The organism is Mycobacterium sp. NGS67, assembly GCF_059812185.1.
In genome coordinates this window covers 25,180-42,095 of the sequence record NZ_JCALCF010000006.1, presented here as the reverse complement: position 1 = coordinate 42,095, position 16,916 = coordinate 25,180, and the positions used below count along the sequence as shown (strand labels likewise).

The following is a 16,916-nucleotide window of genomic DNA, read 5'->3' as shown; positions in this document are numbered from 1 at the left end:
TCGGAAAATTTCGCTGGACCTTTAATGGGCCTGCGACATTGCAGTGCCGCAATCCAGCCACCGATCGACCCCCGCAGCGAAGCAGCCTCAAGAACTTGATGCGTTCAGAGCGTAGCTGGTTCGTAGCGTAAGCGTGGAAAAATCGTGCGATCGTACAAAAATTTAATGTGGCCGCGCACGTGGGCACTTGGCGTCCGTGCGCACCCCGGCGGGATCCTTACTGGCCTGCAGCAGGCTACACGCGGCGCTGGCGGCCTGAACTGGGAAAATTCACAAGGGTTGTGCGACAGCGCAGTACGGCATATGCGGTGGTGGCGCAGCGCTCAGTGATCACGACCTGGCGGTGCACAGATCGTCCCAGGCGGCGGGGGACAGCAGCATGTGACCTACACCACAAATGTAATGAGGAACGATGGCGACGCCGAGTTTGCTCGTACCTGGACGACCTGAATGCTCACCCCGGCGCAGCGCCCGTCGCCTACGGCTGGTCAAGCGCCCATGTGGTGCAGTCGGTGACCTCATATTAGGCGTTGTTGCAACAGCGCGTGCGGCTTTTGAAAGTTTTCCATCGGGCGTCGGAGCGCAGGTGAAGACAACAAAGACGGGGAGCCAAATCCAAATCAAGCTTTGCCCTCCACGGCCAAATCGTCACGGTATCGTCGAGCCGTGTTTGAGCCCTCCATCCCTGCTCTGCTGCGTGAGCATGCCGCGGTGCGGCCCGCTGACCCGGCCTTCACCTACGTTGACTACGAACGGGACTCGGAAGGCATCGCAGAAACCCTTTCCTGGTCGCAGCTGTATCGTCGGATCCGCAACGTCGCCCGGATCCTGAGAACCTGCGGTTCGACCGGTGATCGCGCGGTGGTCTTGGCGCCGCAGGGAATGCACTACGTCGTTGCGTTTCTCGGCGCGCTGGAGGCAGGTCAGATCGCGGTTCCGCTGTCAGCTCCACAAGGTGGCGCCAGCGACGAGCGGGCGAGTTCGGTCCTGGGCGACTCGTCGCCGACCGCGATTCTCACCACATCGTCGGTGGCCGGCAGCATCGTTGAGCACGTCCAGCAAGGCGAGTCCGTCCCCGCAGTTATCGAGCTCGATTTGCTGGACCTCGATTCTGCGGACCCTGTTCCGGACGAGATCGCCGAGCTGCCTGACATTGCCTATTTGCAATACACCTCCGGATCCACCCGGACCCCGGCAGGAGTCGTGATCTCGCATAGAAACATGCTCATCAATACCCAGCAGATCATCGCGAGCTACTACCGCGAGGACGGCGGGGTTGCTCCGTCGGACACGACGGTCGTGTCGTGGCTGCCGTTCTTCCACGACATGGGTTTGATTGTGGGAATCAGCATTCCGATAGTTGCCGGAGTGCACGGTGTGCTCTCCAGCCCGCCTGCGTTTCTACAACGACCGGCACGCTGGATGCAGTTGCTGGCGACCAACACCAATCCGTTCACCGCGGGTCCGAACATCGCTTTCGAATTAGCTGCTGCTAAAACCTCGGATGAGGACTTGAACGGGCTCGACCTAGGGCACGTTCGCAACATCCTCAACGGCGCCGAACGCGTGCAGCCCGCGACGTTGCAGCGCTTTGCTCAGCGATTCGCTCGCTTCAATCTGCCACCGAAGGCGCTACGGCCTTCCTACGGGCTTGCCGAAGCTACCGTCTACGTAGCGACCCGCGAAGCAGCGGGGCCGCCGGAAGTGGTGTATTTCGAATCCGAACAACTGACTGCCGGCTATGCGAAGCGCTGCATAACCGGAGAGGGCACGCCTCTGGTCAGCTACGGCACCCCACGGTCGCCGATCGTGCGCATTGTGGACCCCGAGACCAGCATCGAGTGTCCGCCCGAAACCATCGGTGAGATCTGGACGCACGGCGACAATGTCGCCGACGGCTATTGGCACCGACCCGACGACACGGAACGCACCTTCGGTGCAACGCTGGTCAATCCCGACGCCGGCACCCCCGCTGGGCCCTGGCTGCGAACCGGCGACCTGGGTTTCTTCTCCGGCGGGGAGATGTTCATCATCGGCCGAATCAAGGATCTGCTGATCGTCTACGGGCGCAACCACTCTCCCGATGACATCGAGGCGACGATCCAAGAAATTACTGCAGGCCGTTGTGTTGCAATAGCGGTCCCCGACGATGACGGCGTCGAGAAGCTGGTCACCATCGTCGAACTGAAGGTGCGCGCTGACGCTGAAGACGCTGCGGCACGTGTCGGCGCCGCCCGGCGCAAGATCACGTCGTCGATATCGAAAGCGCATGGTCTGAGTGTGGCGGATCTCGTTCTGGTGCCACCGCATTCAATACCGCTGACCACGAGCGGCAAGGTCAGAAGAAGAGAGTGCCTGCAGCGCTATCAACGCAACGAGTTCGTCCGCATCGACGGATCGGTGCCCCGTCCAGAGCCGCGGCCAGTCTTGAAGACTGACGTGCTTGCCGAGGCAGACGCGGGATTGCCGCAACGGGTGCGCGCGCTGCAACGACTGCAGCACGACCTCCTGGTGGGGCTGGTCTGCGAGCAGGTGGCCGCGGTACTGGGGCTTTCCAGCACCAGCGACATCGACGCTGAATCTGCGTTCCAAGACCTCGGCTTTGACTCGGTGAAAGCGACCTATCTGCTAGATCGACTCAAGACCGCCACCGAATTGCCGTTGTCGCCCACGCTGGCCTTCGACTATCCCACTCCGGCTGCTTTAGGCACCCACCTCGGCCAGCTGTTGAGCGGCTCGTCCGCGATGCCTGCGCCTGTGCTAGCGCAGACGGCGTCGGACGAAAAGGTAGCGATAGTGGGGATGGCTTGCCGGTTTCCTGGGGGAGTGGATTCGGCTGAGGCATTGTGGGAGTTGGTGGCTGGCGGCACCGACGCGATGGTGGGTTTCCCAACCGACCGCGGTTGGAATCTGGCGGATTTGTTCGATTCCGATCCTGACGCCGTCGGCAAGACCTACACTCGCGCCGGCGGATTCTTGGCGGGGGCGGCCGAGTTCGACGCAGAGTTTTTCGGCATTTCGCCGCGCGAGGCTCAGACCATGGATCCGCAGCAGCGGTTGCTATTGGAAGTGTGTTGGGAAGCGCTGGAGACGGCCCGACTCGATCCGGCCACGTTAGCGCGCTCGCAGACTGGAGTGTTCGTCGGCACCTGGTCACAGCCTTATGGTTCGGAGGCTGCCGGAGGCGCGGAGGGATACGCCCTGACCGGTCAGTCCACCAGTGTGGCGTCCGGTCGCGTGGCATATGCGTTGGGTCTTCAGGGTCCGGCTATCACGGTGGACACCGCGTGCTCATCGTCGCTGGTCGCCGCTCATCTGGCGTGCCAGTCGCTACGTAACGGGGAGAGCAGCCTGGCGCTGGCGGGTGGCGTGACGGTGATGACGACGCCGCTGATCTTCACTGAATTCGCCCGGCAACGGGGGTTGGCGGTCGATGGGCGATGCAAAGCGTTCTCCGCCGACGCCGACGGCACCGGCTGGGGCGAAGGTGTAGCGGTCCTGGTCTTGGAACGGCTCAGCGACGCCCAACTCAACAACCACCCGGTGCTGGCGGTGATTGCGGGATCTGCGATAAACCAGGATGGCGCCTCCAACGGCCTGACCGCCCCCAACGGCCCCGCACAGCAGAACGTGATCCGCCAAGCAGGCACCAACGCCGGCATTTCGTTGGATCAGGTCGATGTCGTGGAGGCCCACGGCACCGGCACCACCCTGGGTGATCCCATCGAAGCGGGAGCGTTGATCGCCACCTATGGCACGGGCCGCGACCCCGACCGTCCGCTGTGGCTGGGGTCGATCAAGTCCAACATCGGGCACACCCAGGCCGCGGCAGGCGCCGCTGGGTTGATCAAGATGGTCCAGGCGCTCAATCACAACTTGCTGCCCAAGACCCTGCATGCCGAGCAACCCAATCCGAATGTCGACTGGTCCGGTGGGTCAGTGCGGCTGTTGACCGAGGCGGTGCCATGGCCGACCACCGATCGTCCCCGGACGGCGGCAGTGTCCTCCTTCGGGATCAGCGGCACCAATGCGCATGTCATCGTGCAGCAGGCCCCCATTGCCGCAGCGGAATCCAGTGAAGCCACTGTCGCTCCGCTGATGGTGTGGCCGGTCTCGGCACGCAGTCCGCAGGCGCTGGCCGGCCAAGCCCACCGACTGCGTGACTACCTGCACGATCACCCCGAAGTTGGCTTGACCGATGTCGCCTACAGCCTGGCCACCACCCGCACCCAGCACCCATATCGGGCCGCCGTCACCGCCAGCGGACTCGGTGACGACACCCGCCGCGAGTTGCTGGACGGCTTGGAAGCGCTGATGGCTGACTTTCCGCACCCTCACGTGACGCGACACCACCTCGCTGCCCACCAGCAGCCGGCGGAAAAGGTGTTCGTCTTCCCCGGACAGGGTGCCCAATACCCCGGCATGGGTTTGGAGCTCTATCAACAACACCGCGAATTCGCCCGCAGTCTCGACGAGTGCGATGCAGCACTGCGGCCCTTCACCGGGTGGTCGGTGCTTGACGTCTTGCGTGCGGACCCCGCTGCCCCGCCGCTGCAGCGTGTCGATGTGGTGCAGCCCGTCTTATTCGCGATCATGGTGGCGCTGGCCGAAGTACTGAAGTCTCACGGGATCGTTCCCGATGCGGTGATTGGGCATTCCCAGGGCGAGATCGCCGCCGCCTACGTCGCCGGGGCTCTCACCCTTCCCGACGCAGCCAAGATAGCAGCGCTGCGCAGCCAGGCGCTCACCAAGTTGTCCGGCAGCGGCGGGATGGTCTCGATTGTGCTCCCCGCAGAGGAGGTTTTGCCTCGACTGCAGCGATGGGATGGCGCTTTGAGCATCGCCGCAATCAATGGCCCGTCGCACACCATCGTCAGTGGCGACCCGATCGCACTCGAGCAACTCACTGCCGCGTGCGAACGCGACAAAATCCAGATACGTTCTATCGCAGTCGATTACGCGTCGCACGGTAGCCAGGTGGAGCAGCTGCGAGACCATCTCCTGACAGAACTGGATGGGTTGACCGCGCTGCCCGCCCGCATCCCGCTGTACTCGACCGTGGACGCGGCGCATCTGGCTCAGCCACTCGACACCACCAAAATGAATGCCGAGTACTGGTATCGCAATCTGCGGCAGCCGGTCCGGTTTCACGACATTGTCGCTGGGCTGCTGGGCCAACGCGAGCGGATTTTCGTTGAGCTGTCTCCGCACCCGGTGCTGGCCGCGGCGATTAGCGATACGTTGGCTGGCAATCCCGATCGAGCCCGTTCCGCGGTGCTGACCATGTTGCATCGCGACCGGCCGGACCTCGACACCGTAGCTGCCGCATTGGGTCAATTGCACAACCATGGCACATCCCCATCCTGGACGGCGCTCTATCCAGGCGCGCATACCGTCGCGCTACCCACCTACGCCTTCCAGCACCGTTCCTATTGGGCGACCCCCACTCCGGCGTCCGGCGTCGTTGGTCTGGACGACGATTCAGAGAGTGCGCTGTGGCAGGCCGTCAACGACGGGGCGGTTGACACCTTCGCAGAGGTATTAGGTTTGGGCGATACCACCGCAAGGTCGTCCCTCGAAGCTGTTGTGCAAGCCCTGCGGCAGTGGCGAGGCGACGTCGGTGTGCGGTCAGCGGTCAACAAGTTGCGCTACCGGGTCGACTGGCGCGCAGTGACTCCTAACACCTCCCCGGCCAATCGTCGTCGTTGGTTGGTACTGGCGCTGCCGGAACAGGCCCACGATGAGTGGGTCGCCGGTCTCGCCGCGAAGTTCGCGACGGACGTGCTGAACGTTGATCCGCGCGAACTCAGCCGAGAGTCATTGTCCGCCTTGCTAAAGACGGCGACATCGCGGACTCACTACGACGGGATTGTCTCGTTCCTGGCCACCGAGGAGCGGTCGCATCCCGAGTTTCCGGGATTGTCGCTCGGTCTGTTTTCGACGCATGTACTTGCGCAAGCACATTGCGATTCCGGCCTTGGAATACCGTTGTGGGTCATTACCCAGGGCGGAGCGACCGTCTCCACCGCTGACGCCCCCCCGAGTCCTACCCAGGCAGCCGTGTGGGGGCTGGGACAGTCGGTATGCCTCGAATACCCCGACCAGTGGGGCGGATTGATTGATCTTCCAGCCAGCGCGACACCGCGGGAGATCGGCCTTCTTCATACGATTTTGAGCTGTGCACAGACCGAAGACCAACTTGCGATTCGCCCACATGGGGTGAGCGCGCGTCGCTTGGTCGCGGTGCCTCTGTCGGGTGGGCTGCTCGAACGTGCCAGCAGCTGGGCACCTTCGGGGGCGGCCCTGGTGACCGGCGCCACCGGGCGCCTGGGTAAACATCTGGTCGGTTGGCTTGCTGATGCCGGCGCCGATCCCATTGTGCTGCTGAGTCGCAACGCAGCAGAGCACCCGCAGACGGCGGAACTCTCCGAGGAACTCCGAGCCCGTGGGGTGACTGTGGCAGCGTTCTCGGTCGACGTCAGCGATCGGTCGGCTTTGGCCGACGCTCTCGCCGATATCCGGAGTGCGCACGGACCGCTGCGGACCGTCGTGCATGCCGCAGCGGCTATCGCATGGAACACCATCTCCGACACCACCGCTGAAGAACTCGCCGACAGTTACGCCGCGAAGGCAGTTGGTGCAAACAATCTGGTCGAACTGTTGCAGCACGAGTCTCCCGAGCTTTTCATCCTGTTCTCCTCCGCGGCAGCGACATGGGGCGGTGCGCAACAAGGCGCCTACGCCGCCGCTAATGCCCACATCGACGCGTTGGCGACCCGTCTGCGCTGCAACGGGATCAAGGCGGTGGCACCGGCGTACGGCCTGTGGGCGGACGAGGCCAGCAGCATGCCGGTCGAAGTTCTTGACATCTTCCAACGGATCGGGGTCAATCCGATCCCGCCCACTATCGCGCTGGCCGGCCTCCGACAAGCCATCGACGCAGACGACACCTTGATCACGCTCGCCGACGTTGGGTGGGACCGGTTCCTGCCCGCGTTCACCATCCGCCGTTCGCATCCGTTCCTGACCGAATTGATGTCAACTGTGGCCGAGATCAACGGCGCGACACCAAGCAGCTCAGGACTCCGAGTACAACTGGCTGGGCAGACCGCGGACCAGCAACTCGACACGTTGACCAAGATGGTGACCAACGCCACCGCCGCCGTGCTGGCCCTTCATGACCCGGACGCCCTCGACACCGAGCTTGCGTTCAAAGACCTCGGCATCGACTCGCTCACTGCACTGGAACTGCGCAACACCTTAGGCGCGCAAACCGGGCTTACCCTGCCCGCGTCCCTGGTCTTTGAGCACCCGACCCCGCACTCGCTGGCCGGCCACTTACGGGAGCTGCTGACCGTTGCGGCTGCGCCCGCGGCTCAGCTCACTACGGTTGAGAGTCCACCTGCGGACAATCTGCTCGAATACCTTGACCAGGCGGCATTTCTCGCGACTCGGGCGGTGCACGGTGCTCTGATTCAGGTGACCTGGATATACGACCGCGGCGCCGACATCGACGCGCTGCGCCGCTTTCATAGAAACCTTGGATCGGGGATGTTCGGCCGCCTGGTCGAGCGGTCTCCCTTGCCGTTTGCGCGCGACCGCTGGGTGCTGGCCCCGAGCTCGCCGGACATGGACATCGCCGTGACGCCGCGTCGGCGCGCCGACGTCAGCGCGTGGGCGGATGAGCGGGCGCGGCTGCCCATCGATCCGGAGTTGGGACCCGGCTGGCACCTCGGGGTGCTGCCGCTCGACGACGGCGGCACCGCGGTGAGTTTGGTGGTCTCGCATGCGGTCGTTGACGCGATCGCGTTCGGGCGGGCGATCGCCGATGCCGCAGAGGGCAAGACGCACGACCTGGGGTATCCGCCCGCGGGGTCGCGCACTCGCCGGCGCGCGTTACGCGAGGACGTCCGGCAAACCGTCAGAGAACTACCAGACGTCGGTCATGCGCTGGTCGCGGTGGCTCGACGGGCCCGGCGCGACCGCAAGGAGCTGACGTCGTCGATCAAAGCGGCGCCAGCTCCACGGCGGACGGCTGACCTGGACCAGACGATTGAGATGCCTGCGCTGACTGCGTATGTCGGTCTGGCGGAATGGGATGGTCTCGCCAAAGCGCTTAATGCCAGTAGTCATTCGCTGGTGGCGGGCGTCGCGTGCCGACTCGCGGTGCGAGTCGGGCGAGTGAACGACGACGGAGCGGTCACGCTGCGACTGGTGGCGAACCTGCGAACCAACGGGGATAACCGCGGCAACGCAATCACGGCCGTCGACGTCGGCGTCGACCCGACCTCCGTGGCGACAGACCTCCGGGAACTGCACCAGAAGATCACGCAGACCATCCTCGGTGCGATGGACAACTCCGACAACGAGTGGTTGGCACCCCTGCCGTTGACGCCATTGACCCCGAAGCGGGTCGTACGGCGACTGGCGGGGGTGGCAGCAGGAGGCGCCACGCTTCCGGTGACTGTCTCCAATATCGGCGACCTGCCTGCGGCGGTGAACCGGCCCGACGGCACGGAAGCCGATGAAGCGCACATGCGACCCTTCGAACCTGGCATGAAGAAAAGCACACTCGAAAACATGGGAGGACAACTGTTGCTGGTTTCGGGGCGGGACCGCGGCAAGATCTTCATCAGGATCTCCGCGTATCTGCTCGGCCGGCCGAATACCAAAGATCAGCTGCGCGAGATCATTGTGAGTACGTTCGCCGAATTCGGTCTGACTCCCGAGATCGACTGGTAGCCGCGCGTTGCGGCGGGGAAGGGCGTATTCGCGAATCTGGGCCATCCGCCAATAGACCGTTTCAGCTTCTGCAGGTGGCGGTCGATGGACTCGTGGGCGATCGGGTTGCTCGAAAGTGAGGCGGTCGCGGTGGTCTTCTCGTAAAGCCACATGTACCCGCGTGCGGCGACCTTCTCATCGTTGAATGGATGTTGATCCGGTCCAGCAGTGCGGCTTTCCCAACAGTTCGGCTCACGCGGCGCAGTCTTCAGGCGAGTAGTGTTGCCAGCCGGGTCGGCTCCCCGATACGCGAACGCGCGAGTCTGTCAGCCTGCGTTCGCGCGGCTCTATAGTTGAAGTTCTCATGACCCAAGCCAGCAAGCCGGCCCGCATACCGCTGCTGCCCGTCGACGAGGCCAGGGCCGCTGCCGACGAGGCGGGCGTCCCGGACTACATGGCCGAACTCAGCATCTTCCAGACGCTGCTGAACCATCCGCGGCTCGCGCGGGTGTTCAACGACATGCTCGCCACGCTGCTGTGGCACGGTGCCCTGGACCACCGCCTGCGCGAATTGGCGATCATGCGGATCGGCTGGCTGACCGGATGCGACTACGAGTGGACCCAGCACTGGCGGGTCGCCTCGCGGCTGGGGGTGTCGGCCGACGACCTGCTCGGAGTTCGGGATTGGCAGGCCTACGAGGGGTTCGGGCCCAGCGAGCGTGCCGTGCTCGCGGCCACCGACGACATTGTGCGCGACGGTGCGATGAGCGCGGCCAGCTGGTCGGCTTGTGAAAGCGAATTTGCCGGTGACACAACAATTCTCATCGAGTTGGTGACCGCGATCGGGGCGTGGCGGATGGTGGCTTCGATCTTGCAGAGTCTGCAGGTCCCGCTGGAGGACGGCGTGGCCAGTTGGCCGCCCGACGGCGTGGCGCCCTAGCCGCCCGACGGCGTGGCGCCGTAGCCGCCCGCGCCGTGGCGCCCTACCCGCCCGCGCCGAGCGTCACGCTAGCGTGACGTTCGGCGTCCGCAGTCACGCTAGCGTGACGCTCGGCGAACGGTCCCGGTCGGCGGCGGCGTAGCTTTGGCGGCATGCGAACCAGGGTCGCCGAGATGCTCGGCGTTGAGTTTCCGATCTGCGCGTTCAGCCACTGCCGGGATGTGGTCGCCGCGGTGACCAATGCGGGGGGATTCGGGGTCCTCGGCGCCACCGCGCACAGCCCGAAACGCCTCGACAGCGAGCTGACCTGGATCGAGGAGCAGACCGGCGGCAAGCCCTACGGGGTGGATCTGCTGTTGCCGCCAAAATACGTCGGCGCCGACACCGGCGGGATCAACGCACGCCAGGCCCAGGACCTACTCCCCGAAGAGCACCGCGCGTTCGTCGACGAGTTGCTGACCCGCTACGGGGTAGGGCAGCACGCCGATACCGAAGAGGCGATCCGGGGCGGACTCAACATCTCGCCACGAGGCTACGAACCGCTGCTGGAGGTGGCGTTCGCCCACAACATCCGGTTGATCGCCAGCGCGCTCGGGCCGCCGCCGCACGACCTGGTCGAGCGGGCTCACCGCCATGACGTGCTGGTCGCCGCCCTGGCCGGAACCACCGAACATGCCCGTCGGCACGCCGCAGCCGGTGTAGACCTGATCGTCGCGCAGGGCACCGAGGCGGGCGGTCACACCGGTGACGTGGCCAGCATGGTGCTGGTGCCCGAAGTGGTCGACGCGGTGGCGCCGACGCCGGTACTGGCCGCCGGCGGGATCGCGCGAGGCCGCCAGATCGCCGCGGCGCTGGCCTTGGGCGCCGAGGGTGTCTGGTGCGGATCGGTGTGGCTGACCACCGAAGAGGCCGAGACCGCGCCGGTGGTCAAGGACAAGTTTCTGGCGGCGAGCTCGTCGGACACGGTGCGTTCCAGGTCGTTGACCGGGAAGCCGGCGCGGATGCTGCGCACCTCGTGGACCGACGAATGGGAGCGCCCCGACACTCCCGACCCGCTGGGTATGCCGCTGCAGACCGCGCTGGTCACCGACTCGCAGGTGCGGATCAACCAGGCCGCGGCTCATCCGGGCGCGAAGGCGCGGGAGCTGGCCACCTACTTCGTCGGTCAGGTGGTCGGCTCGCTGGATCGGGTGCGGCCGACGCGGGCGGTGGTGCTGGACATGGTCGAGGAGTACATCGACACCATCGGACGGTTGGACGGTTTGACTGACTGACCCGTGCCGTCGTCGAGCGTGCAGCCACTGCGAAAAACCTTGCGAATTTTCGCAGTAGCTACACGCTCGGCGAAAAGAGTGTGATCGTGCCCACATCTGCAGGTAGCACTGCATGAAAGATTGCGACACGGACGGTGGGGCGCGTTGACCGCGCGGGCCGAGTGGTGCATGATCGGTCGGGCAAGCACCTCGTTAGGTGAGGCGGCTACACGAACATAGGCCACTGACCCCGAACGTCGAAAGACGCCCCGGGTCAGGACAGCTCTTCCCGGCTTAAGGGTTGAGCCCAGGTGGCTTCCGGTTTATCGGACACGTCGGGTAGTGCCAAAGCTCTGACGAGAGGGGTGCGGATTTCCGGCATTCGCCGGATTCTGTTCTCCTTTGTGTGCACACTGACAACAGTGTTTGTCGTGACCGAGAGGAGGTGAGGGACGCATGAGTTCCAGTGGCAGTCCGGGTCGATATCCGGGCGTGATTTCGTCCCTGACCGATCTTCGGTGCGGCGTTCTCGGCTGAGACGCCACTAGATCGGAGCCGGTGCGGGGCGGGATCTACCAAGAATTCCTTGAGGTCCACCTGTAATCGTTGGCTATCCGCTAGGAGGCGATCATGACCAGCGCTCTGTATGACGAAGTTGTAACCATCCCCGCTGCCCCTCGGCTGCACGTGGTGCGCGACGTACCCGCGGCCCCGGCGCCGAAGAAGACGGCAACCCGGATCGGCGCAGCCGGCAGCGACCCGCTGGTCGACGGCGCCGCCCGCCTGCTCAGCGTTCCGCTGCGGCACATGTACGCCGCGCTGTGGCGCATCGGCGTTCTCGAGGTGCAGGCGTAACGCATGGACAGCGAGCAACTCTGGACTCCGAGGGGCTAGCCGACTGCGGGTGCGTCCTGCGGTGAGCTAGCTCCTCGGAGTCCATTAGAATTTCTTGTTGGCGTCGATCCGGCCATCACCGGGGAGCTTTCGGAAGAACAGCCAGTGCGGCCCACTAGAACCGAACGGGTAGGCCCGTCACAGCCTTTCGAGCGGTCACGCGTGAGCGTGGCAAGCGGGGTGGTACCGCGGCGCTTGCGCATCCGCGCATCGTCGTCCCCGGCCTGAAGGTGGCTACAGGGAGACGACGCACGTGACCGACCAGGCTTACCCGAAGCTGGCCAGCGGGGCGCCCGATTTTCCGGCACTCGAACTCGAGGTGCTCGACTACTGGTTCCGCGACGACACCTTTCGCGCCAGCATCGCCAACCGGGACGGCGCAACCGAATACGTCTTCTACGACGGTCCGCCGTTCGCCAACGGGCTGCCGCACTACGGGCATCTGCTGACCGGCTACGTCAAGGACATCGTGCCGCGCTACCGCACCATGCGCGGGGACAAGGTGGAGCGCCGATTCGGTTGGGACACCCACGGTTTGCCCGCGGAGCTGGAGGTCGAGCGGCAGCTGGGCATCACCGACAAGTCGCAGATCGACTCGATGGGCATCGCCGCGTTCAACGACGCGTGCCGCGCCTCGGTGTTGCGCTACACCGACGAATGGCAGCAGTACGTCACCCGTCAGGCCCGCTGGGTCGACTTCGACAATGACTACAAGACACTGGATCTGTCCTATATGGAGTCGGTGATCTGGGCGTTCAAACAACTGTGGGACAAGGGCCTGGCCTATGAGGGCTACCGGGTGTTGCCGTACTGCTGGCGCGACGAAACACCGTTGTCCAACCACGAACTGCGGATGGACGACGACGTCTACCAGAGCCGCCAGGACCCCGCCCTGACAGTGGGATTCAAGGTGACGGGCGGTCCGCTGGATGGCGCGTATCTGCTGATCTGGACGACGACCCCGTGGACGCTGCCGTCGAACCTCGCCGTCGCGGTCAATCCCGACGTGAGCTATGTGCAGGTGCAGGCCGGCGGCCGGCGTTTCGTGCTGGCCGAGGCGCGGCTGGCCGCCTACGCGCGCGAGTTGGGGGAGGAGCCTGAGGTGCTGGGGACGTACCCCGGCGCAGAGCTGCTGGGCACCCGCTATCTGCCGCCGTTCCCTTATTTCACCGACTCGCACAACGCTTTTCAGGTCCTGCCCGCCGACTTCGTCACCACCGAGGACGGCACCGGCCTGGTGCACATGGCGCCGGCCTACGGCGAGGACGACATGGCGACCACCGACCCCGTCGGCATCGTGCCCGTCACCCCCGTCGACGCCAAGGGCCGCTTCGACGCCACCGTCCCGGATTACCAGGGACAGCACGTCTTCGAGGCCAACCCACAGATCATCCGCGACCTGAAGGCCGGCGGCGGACCCGCCGCCGAGAACGGTGCGGTGCTGCTGCGCCACGAGACCTACGAGCACCCGTACCCACACTGCTGGCGCTGCCGAAACCCGTTGATCTACCGGGCGGTGTCGTCGTGGTTCGTGCGGGTCACCCAGTTCCGCGACCGCATGGTCGAGCTCAACCAGCAGATCACCTGGTATCCCGAGCACGTCAAGGACGGGCAGTTCGGCAAGTGGCTGCAGGGTGCCCGGGACTGGTCGATCTCGCGAAACCGCTACTGGGGCACGCCGATTCCGGTGTGGAAGTCCGATGATCCCGCCTATCCGAGAATCGACGTCTACGGCAGCCTCGACGAGCTGGAGCGTGACTTCGGGGTACGTCCGGACAACCTGCACCGGCCCTACATCGACGAACTCACCCGGCCCAACCCCGACGACCCCTCCGGCGCCAGCACGATGCGCCGCATCAGCGACGTACTCGACGTATGGTTCGACTCGGGCTCGATGCCGTACGCCCAGGTGCACTACCCGTTCGAGAACGGCGAGTGGTTCTTGGGCGGGGCGGCGGGAGAGGGGGAAGCCCACTATCCGGGCGACTTCATCGTCGAGTACATCGGCCAGACCCGCGGCTGGTTCTACACCCTGCACGTGCTGGCCACCGCGCTGTTCGACCGGCCGTCGTTCAAAACCTGTGTGGCACACGGGATCGTGTTAGGCTCCGACGGCCAGAAGATGAGCAAGTCGCTGCGCAACTACCCGGACGTCACCGAGGTGTTTGACCGCGACGGCTCCGATGCCATGCGCTGGTTTTTGATGGCGTCGCCGATCTTGCGGGGCGGCAACCTGATCGTCACCGAGCAGGGCATCCGCGACGGGGTGCGACAGGTGCTGCTGCCGTTCTGGAACGCCTACAGCTTTTTGGCGCTCTATGCGCCGAAAGTCGGTACCTGGCGCACCGATTCGACGAATGTGCTGGACCGTTACATCCTGGCCAAGCTGGCGGTGCTGCGCGACGACCTGACCGACGCGCTGGATGTCTGCGACATCTCCGGGGCGTGCGAACAGCTGCGCCAGTTCACCGAGGCGTTGACGAATTGGTATGTGCGACGGTCGCGTTCGCGGTTCTGGGTGGAGGACGCCGACGCGATCGACACCCTGCACACGGTGCTGGAGGTCACCGCGCGGCTGGCCGCGCCGCTGCTGCCGTTGGTGACCGAGATGATCTGGCGGGGTCTTACGGGTGGGCGTTCGGTGCATTTGACGGATTGGCCGCAGTCGTCAGAACTGCCGGCCGACCCCGAGTTGGTGACCGCGATGGATCAGGTTCGTGAGGTGTGTTCGGCGGCATCCTCGCTGCGCAAGGCCAAGAAGCTCCGGGTACGGCTGCCGTTGCCGAAACTGACTGTGGCGGTGGAGAATCCGGACAGCCTGCGGCCCTTCGCCGATTTGATCGGCGATGAACTCAACGTCAAGCACGTGGAACTGACCGACGCGATCGACACCTACGGGCGGTTCGAACTCACCGTCAACGCCCGCGTCGCCGGACCGCGGCTGGGCAAAGACGTGCAGGCGGCGATCAAAGCCGTCAAGGCCGGCGACGGCGTCGTCAACCCCGACGGCACCCTGACAGCCGGGCCGGCGGTGCTGCAGCCCGACGAGTACAGCTCGCGACTGGTCGCCGCCGACCCCGAGTTCACCGCCGCGCTGCCTGGTGGGGCCGGACTGGTGGTGCTGGACGGGACGGTGACCCCGGAATTGGAAGCCGAAGGCTGGGCCAAGGACCGCATCCGCGAACTGCAGGAGCTGCGGAAGTCGACCGGCCTGGAGGTGTCCGACCGGATCAACGTGGTGATTGCCGTGCCCGCCGAGCGCGAAGCGTGGGCGCGTACGCACCGCGACCTGATCGCGGGCGAAATCCTGGCGACCACTTTCGAATTCGGCGAACCGGACGAGGCCGCGGAGATCGGCGACGGGGTGCGGGTCGGCATCGCCAAAGTGTGACGAACAGACGCAAAGGCCCCCATTTCCGGTCGGAAATGGGGGCCTTTGCGTCTGTTCGCGCCGGAAATGGTGACTAGAGCAGGCCGCCTAGGAGGGGCGGAGTGGAGCCGCCGCCCAGCCCCGGCAGCAGACCCGGCAGACCCGGCAGGCCGGGCAACCCGGGCAGAGTCGGCAAGCCAGGCAAGCCCGGCAGCCCCAGACCGCCTAGCCCGCCCAGCAGACCTCCCAGATCCGGCAAGCCGCCCAACAAGCCGCCCAAGTTGCCCAACCCGCCCAGCAAACCGCCCAAGTCGGGCAGGCCGCTGCCCAGCCCGCCGAGCACGTCGCGCAGCCCGTTCGTCACACCGCTCAGGTTCGGCAGTGAGCCGATGCCCGGCAGGACTACCTCCGGCAACGGAACCAGCGGGCCGAGCATCGGCGGCGCACCTATCGCTTCGGCCAACTGCTGTGGCGCGTAGAGCAACAAACCGGGCAGGATTCCGCCGGTGGGGGTGCCGCCCAGCGGGATGGACAACAACGGGGTCGGGCTTGCCAGCGGGTTCACCACCAGCGTCGTCGTGGACAGTGGCGTGAGGATTCCGCCGAGCGGGATCTGCGCCGTCAGCGGGACGGTAACGCCGGGGAGCGGGCCGACGCCCAACGGCAGGGTCACACCCGGTAGGCCCAAACCGAAGGAGACCTGACCATTCAGGAAGCCATCGGTCACGACCGCCGGAGCCGTCAAGACCGCGACGAGAGCCCCGAAACCGTCCCCGCTCTGCACCGCACTGCCGAACGCCGAGGCGACGGAGACGACCGCGCTGCCCGTCGTGATCGGCGAACCGATGAAGTCAATGCCCAACGCGATCGGGAATCCGAAGAAGGCCGCCCCCAATTCCAAAGCGCCGAGCTGGTTCAATCCAACCGTCAACGGATTGATGTTCGTGCCGACCGAGTACGAGAAATCGGTGATAGTCGACAACACGTTGACGAAGTTCTGACCGATTCGAGCCGGTATCGACGCGATCGGCGTGAGGTCGCCCGGGATCAGGCTGAACGCCCCACTGCTCAAATGCTGACCCGCGTTCGAGAATGCCGAAGTGACGATTGCCCCGTAGCTGATCTGATTGGCGACGAACTGCCGCAGGAAGGGGAACGGATTGGCGGCCAGGCCGTTGCCGAGGCTCTGCAGATTCGCGACGGTGTTGCTGAACAGTCGCTCGTAAGGTCCGGTGATCGCGGCCAAGCTGACCGGCGTGGGTCCGGGCGTCGGACCGAAGACACCAGGCAGCAATGCGTTGAGGGAGGGAATACCGAGGCCGCCCAACAGTCCACCCGGATTGACCAATCCGAGGCCGCCCAACAGCCCGCCGGGACCAGTCAGGCCATCCAGGATCGACGCCGCCGGTAACGCCGCCGCAGCCGCCGGCGCGGCGCTTGCCAGCAGCTGTTGGGCTATCGCGGTTTCCGTGCTGAGGTAAGCGCCCACACTCGAATTCAGCGCCCTGACGAATTCCGCATGGAAAGCCTGAGTGCGAGCGCTGATCGCCTGAAATTCCTCGCCGAAATCGCCGAACATCGCGGCGATGACACCGGAGACTTCGTCGGCGGCGGCGGGCGCGAGACCGGTGGTCACACCGGCTACGGAATTCGAGGCTTCGGTCAATGCAGCGCGTATGCCCGCTAATTCCTGCGCGGCGACCTGAACCCAATCCGGTGAAACGACGAATGACATAGC

6 protein-coding genes and 1 riboswitch are annotated in these 16,916 nt (G+C 65.2%); of the genes, 5 read left to right on the top strand and 1 reads right to left on the bottom strand.

What is annotated here, in order from left to right:
- Positions 1-666 precede the first annotated feature (666 nt).
- The 5 genes from AC5Y4D_RS07000 to ileS all read left to right on the top strand — a co-directional run bounded on the left by AC5Y4D_RS07000 (position 667) and on the right by ileS (position 15,199).
- A complete protein-coding gene (locus tag AC5Y4D_RS07000; protein WP_500036831.1) occupies positions 667-8,742 on the top strand; it encodes a type I polyketide synthase in 8,076 nt (2,691 codons plus the stop codon).
- A gap of 343 nt (positions 8,743-9,085) precedes the next feature.
- Positions 9,086-9,661: a carboxymuconolactone decarboxylase family protein gene (locus AC5Y4D_RS06995; RefSeq protein ID WP_500036830.1), complete on the top strand. Its 576-nt coding sequence runs from the start codon at positions 9,086-9,088 to the stop codon at positions 9,659-9,661.
- Positions 9,662-9,813: 152 nt separating this feature from the next.
- The gene (locus AC5Y4D_RS06990) at positions 9,814-10,935 is read left to right on the top strand and encodes an NAD(P)H-dependent flavin oxidoreductase (protein ID WP_500036829.1); all 1,122 of its coding nucleotides are present in this window, start codon (positions 9,814-9,816) and stop codon (positions 10,933-10,935) included.
- A 181-nt stretch (positions 10,936-11,116) separates the two neighbouring features.
- Positions 11,117-11,286: riboswitch (M-box (ykoK) riboswitch) on the top strand.
- Positions 11,287-11,544: 258 nt separating this feature from the next.
- Entirely contained in the window at positions 11,545-11,769 is a 225-nt protein-coding gene (locus tag AC5Y4D_RS06985) for an Rv1535 family protein (protein WP_500036828.1), read from the top strand.
- A 292-nt stretch (positions 11,770-12,061) separates the two neighbouring features.
- Positions 12,062-15,199 (top strand): isoleucine--tRNA ligase, encoded by a 3,138-nt coding sequence (gene ileS / locus AC5Y4D_RS06980; RefSeq protein ID WP_500036827.1) that lies wholly within the window; start codon positions 12,062-12,064, stop codon positions 15,197-15,199.
- A gap of 73 nt (positions 15,200-15,272) precedes the next feature.
- On the opposite strand, the gene AC5Y4D_RS06975 is transcribed toward ileS, so the two are convergent.
- Positions 15,273-16,913 carry a PE family protein gene (locus tag AC5Y4D_RS06975; protein ID WP_500036826.1) on the bottom strand — a complete coding sequence of 547 codons (1,641 nt, stop codon included), beginning with the start codon at positions 16,911-16,913 and terminating at the stop codon, positions 15,273-15,275.
- Positions 16,914-16,916 lie beyond the last annotated feature (3 nt).

Coding starts and splice junctions, on each gene's coding strand:
- AC5Y4D_RS06995 (WP_500036830.1), top strand. CDS start 9,086: ATGACCCAAGCCAGCAAGCCGGCCCGCATACCGCTGCTGCCCGTCGAC.
- AC5Y4D_RS06975 (WP_500036826.1), bottom strand. CDS start 16,913: ATGTCATTCGTCGTTTCACCGGATTGGGTTCAGGTCGCCGCGCAGGAA.
- AC5Y4D_RS06985 (WP_500036828.1), top strand. CDS start 11,545: ATGACCAGCGCTCTGTATGACGAAGTTGTAACCATCCCCGCTGCCCCT.
- AC5Y4D_RS06990 (WP_500036829.1), top strand. CDS start 9,814: ATGCGAACCAGGGTCGCCGAGATGCTCGGCGTTGAGTTTCCGATCTGC.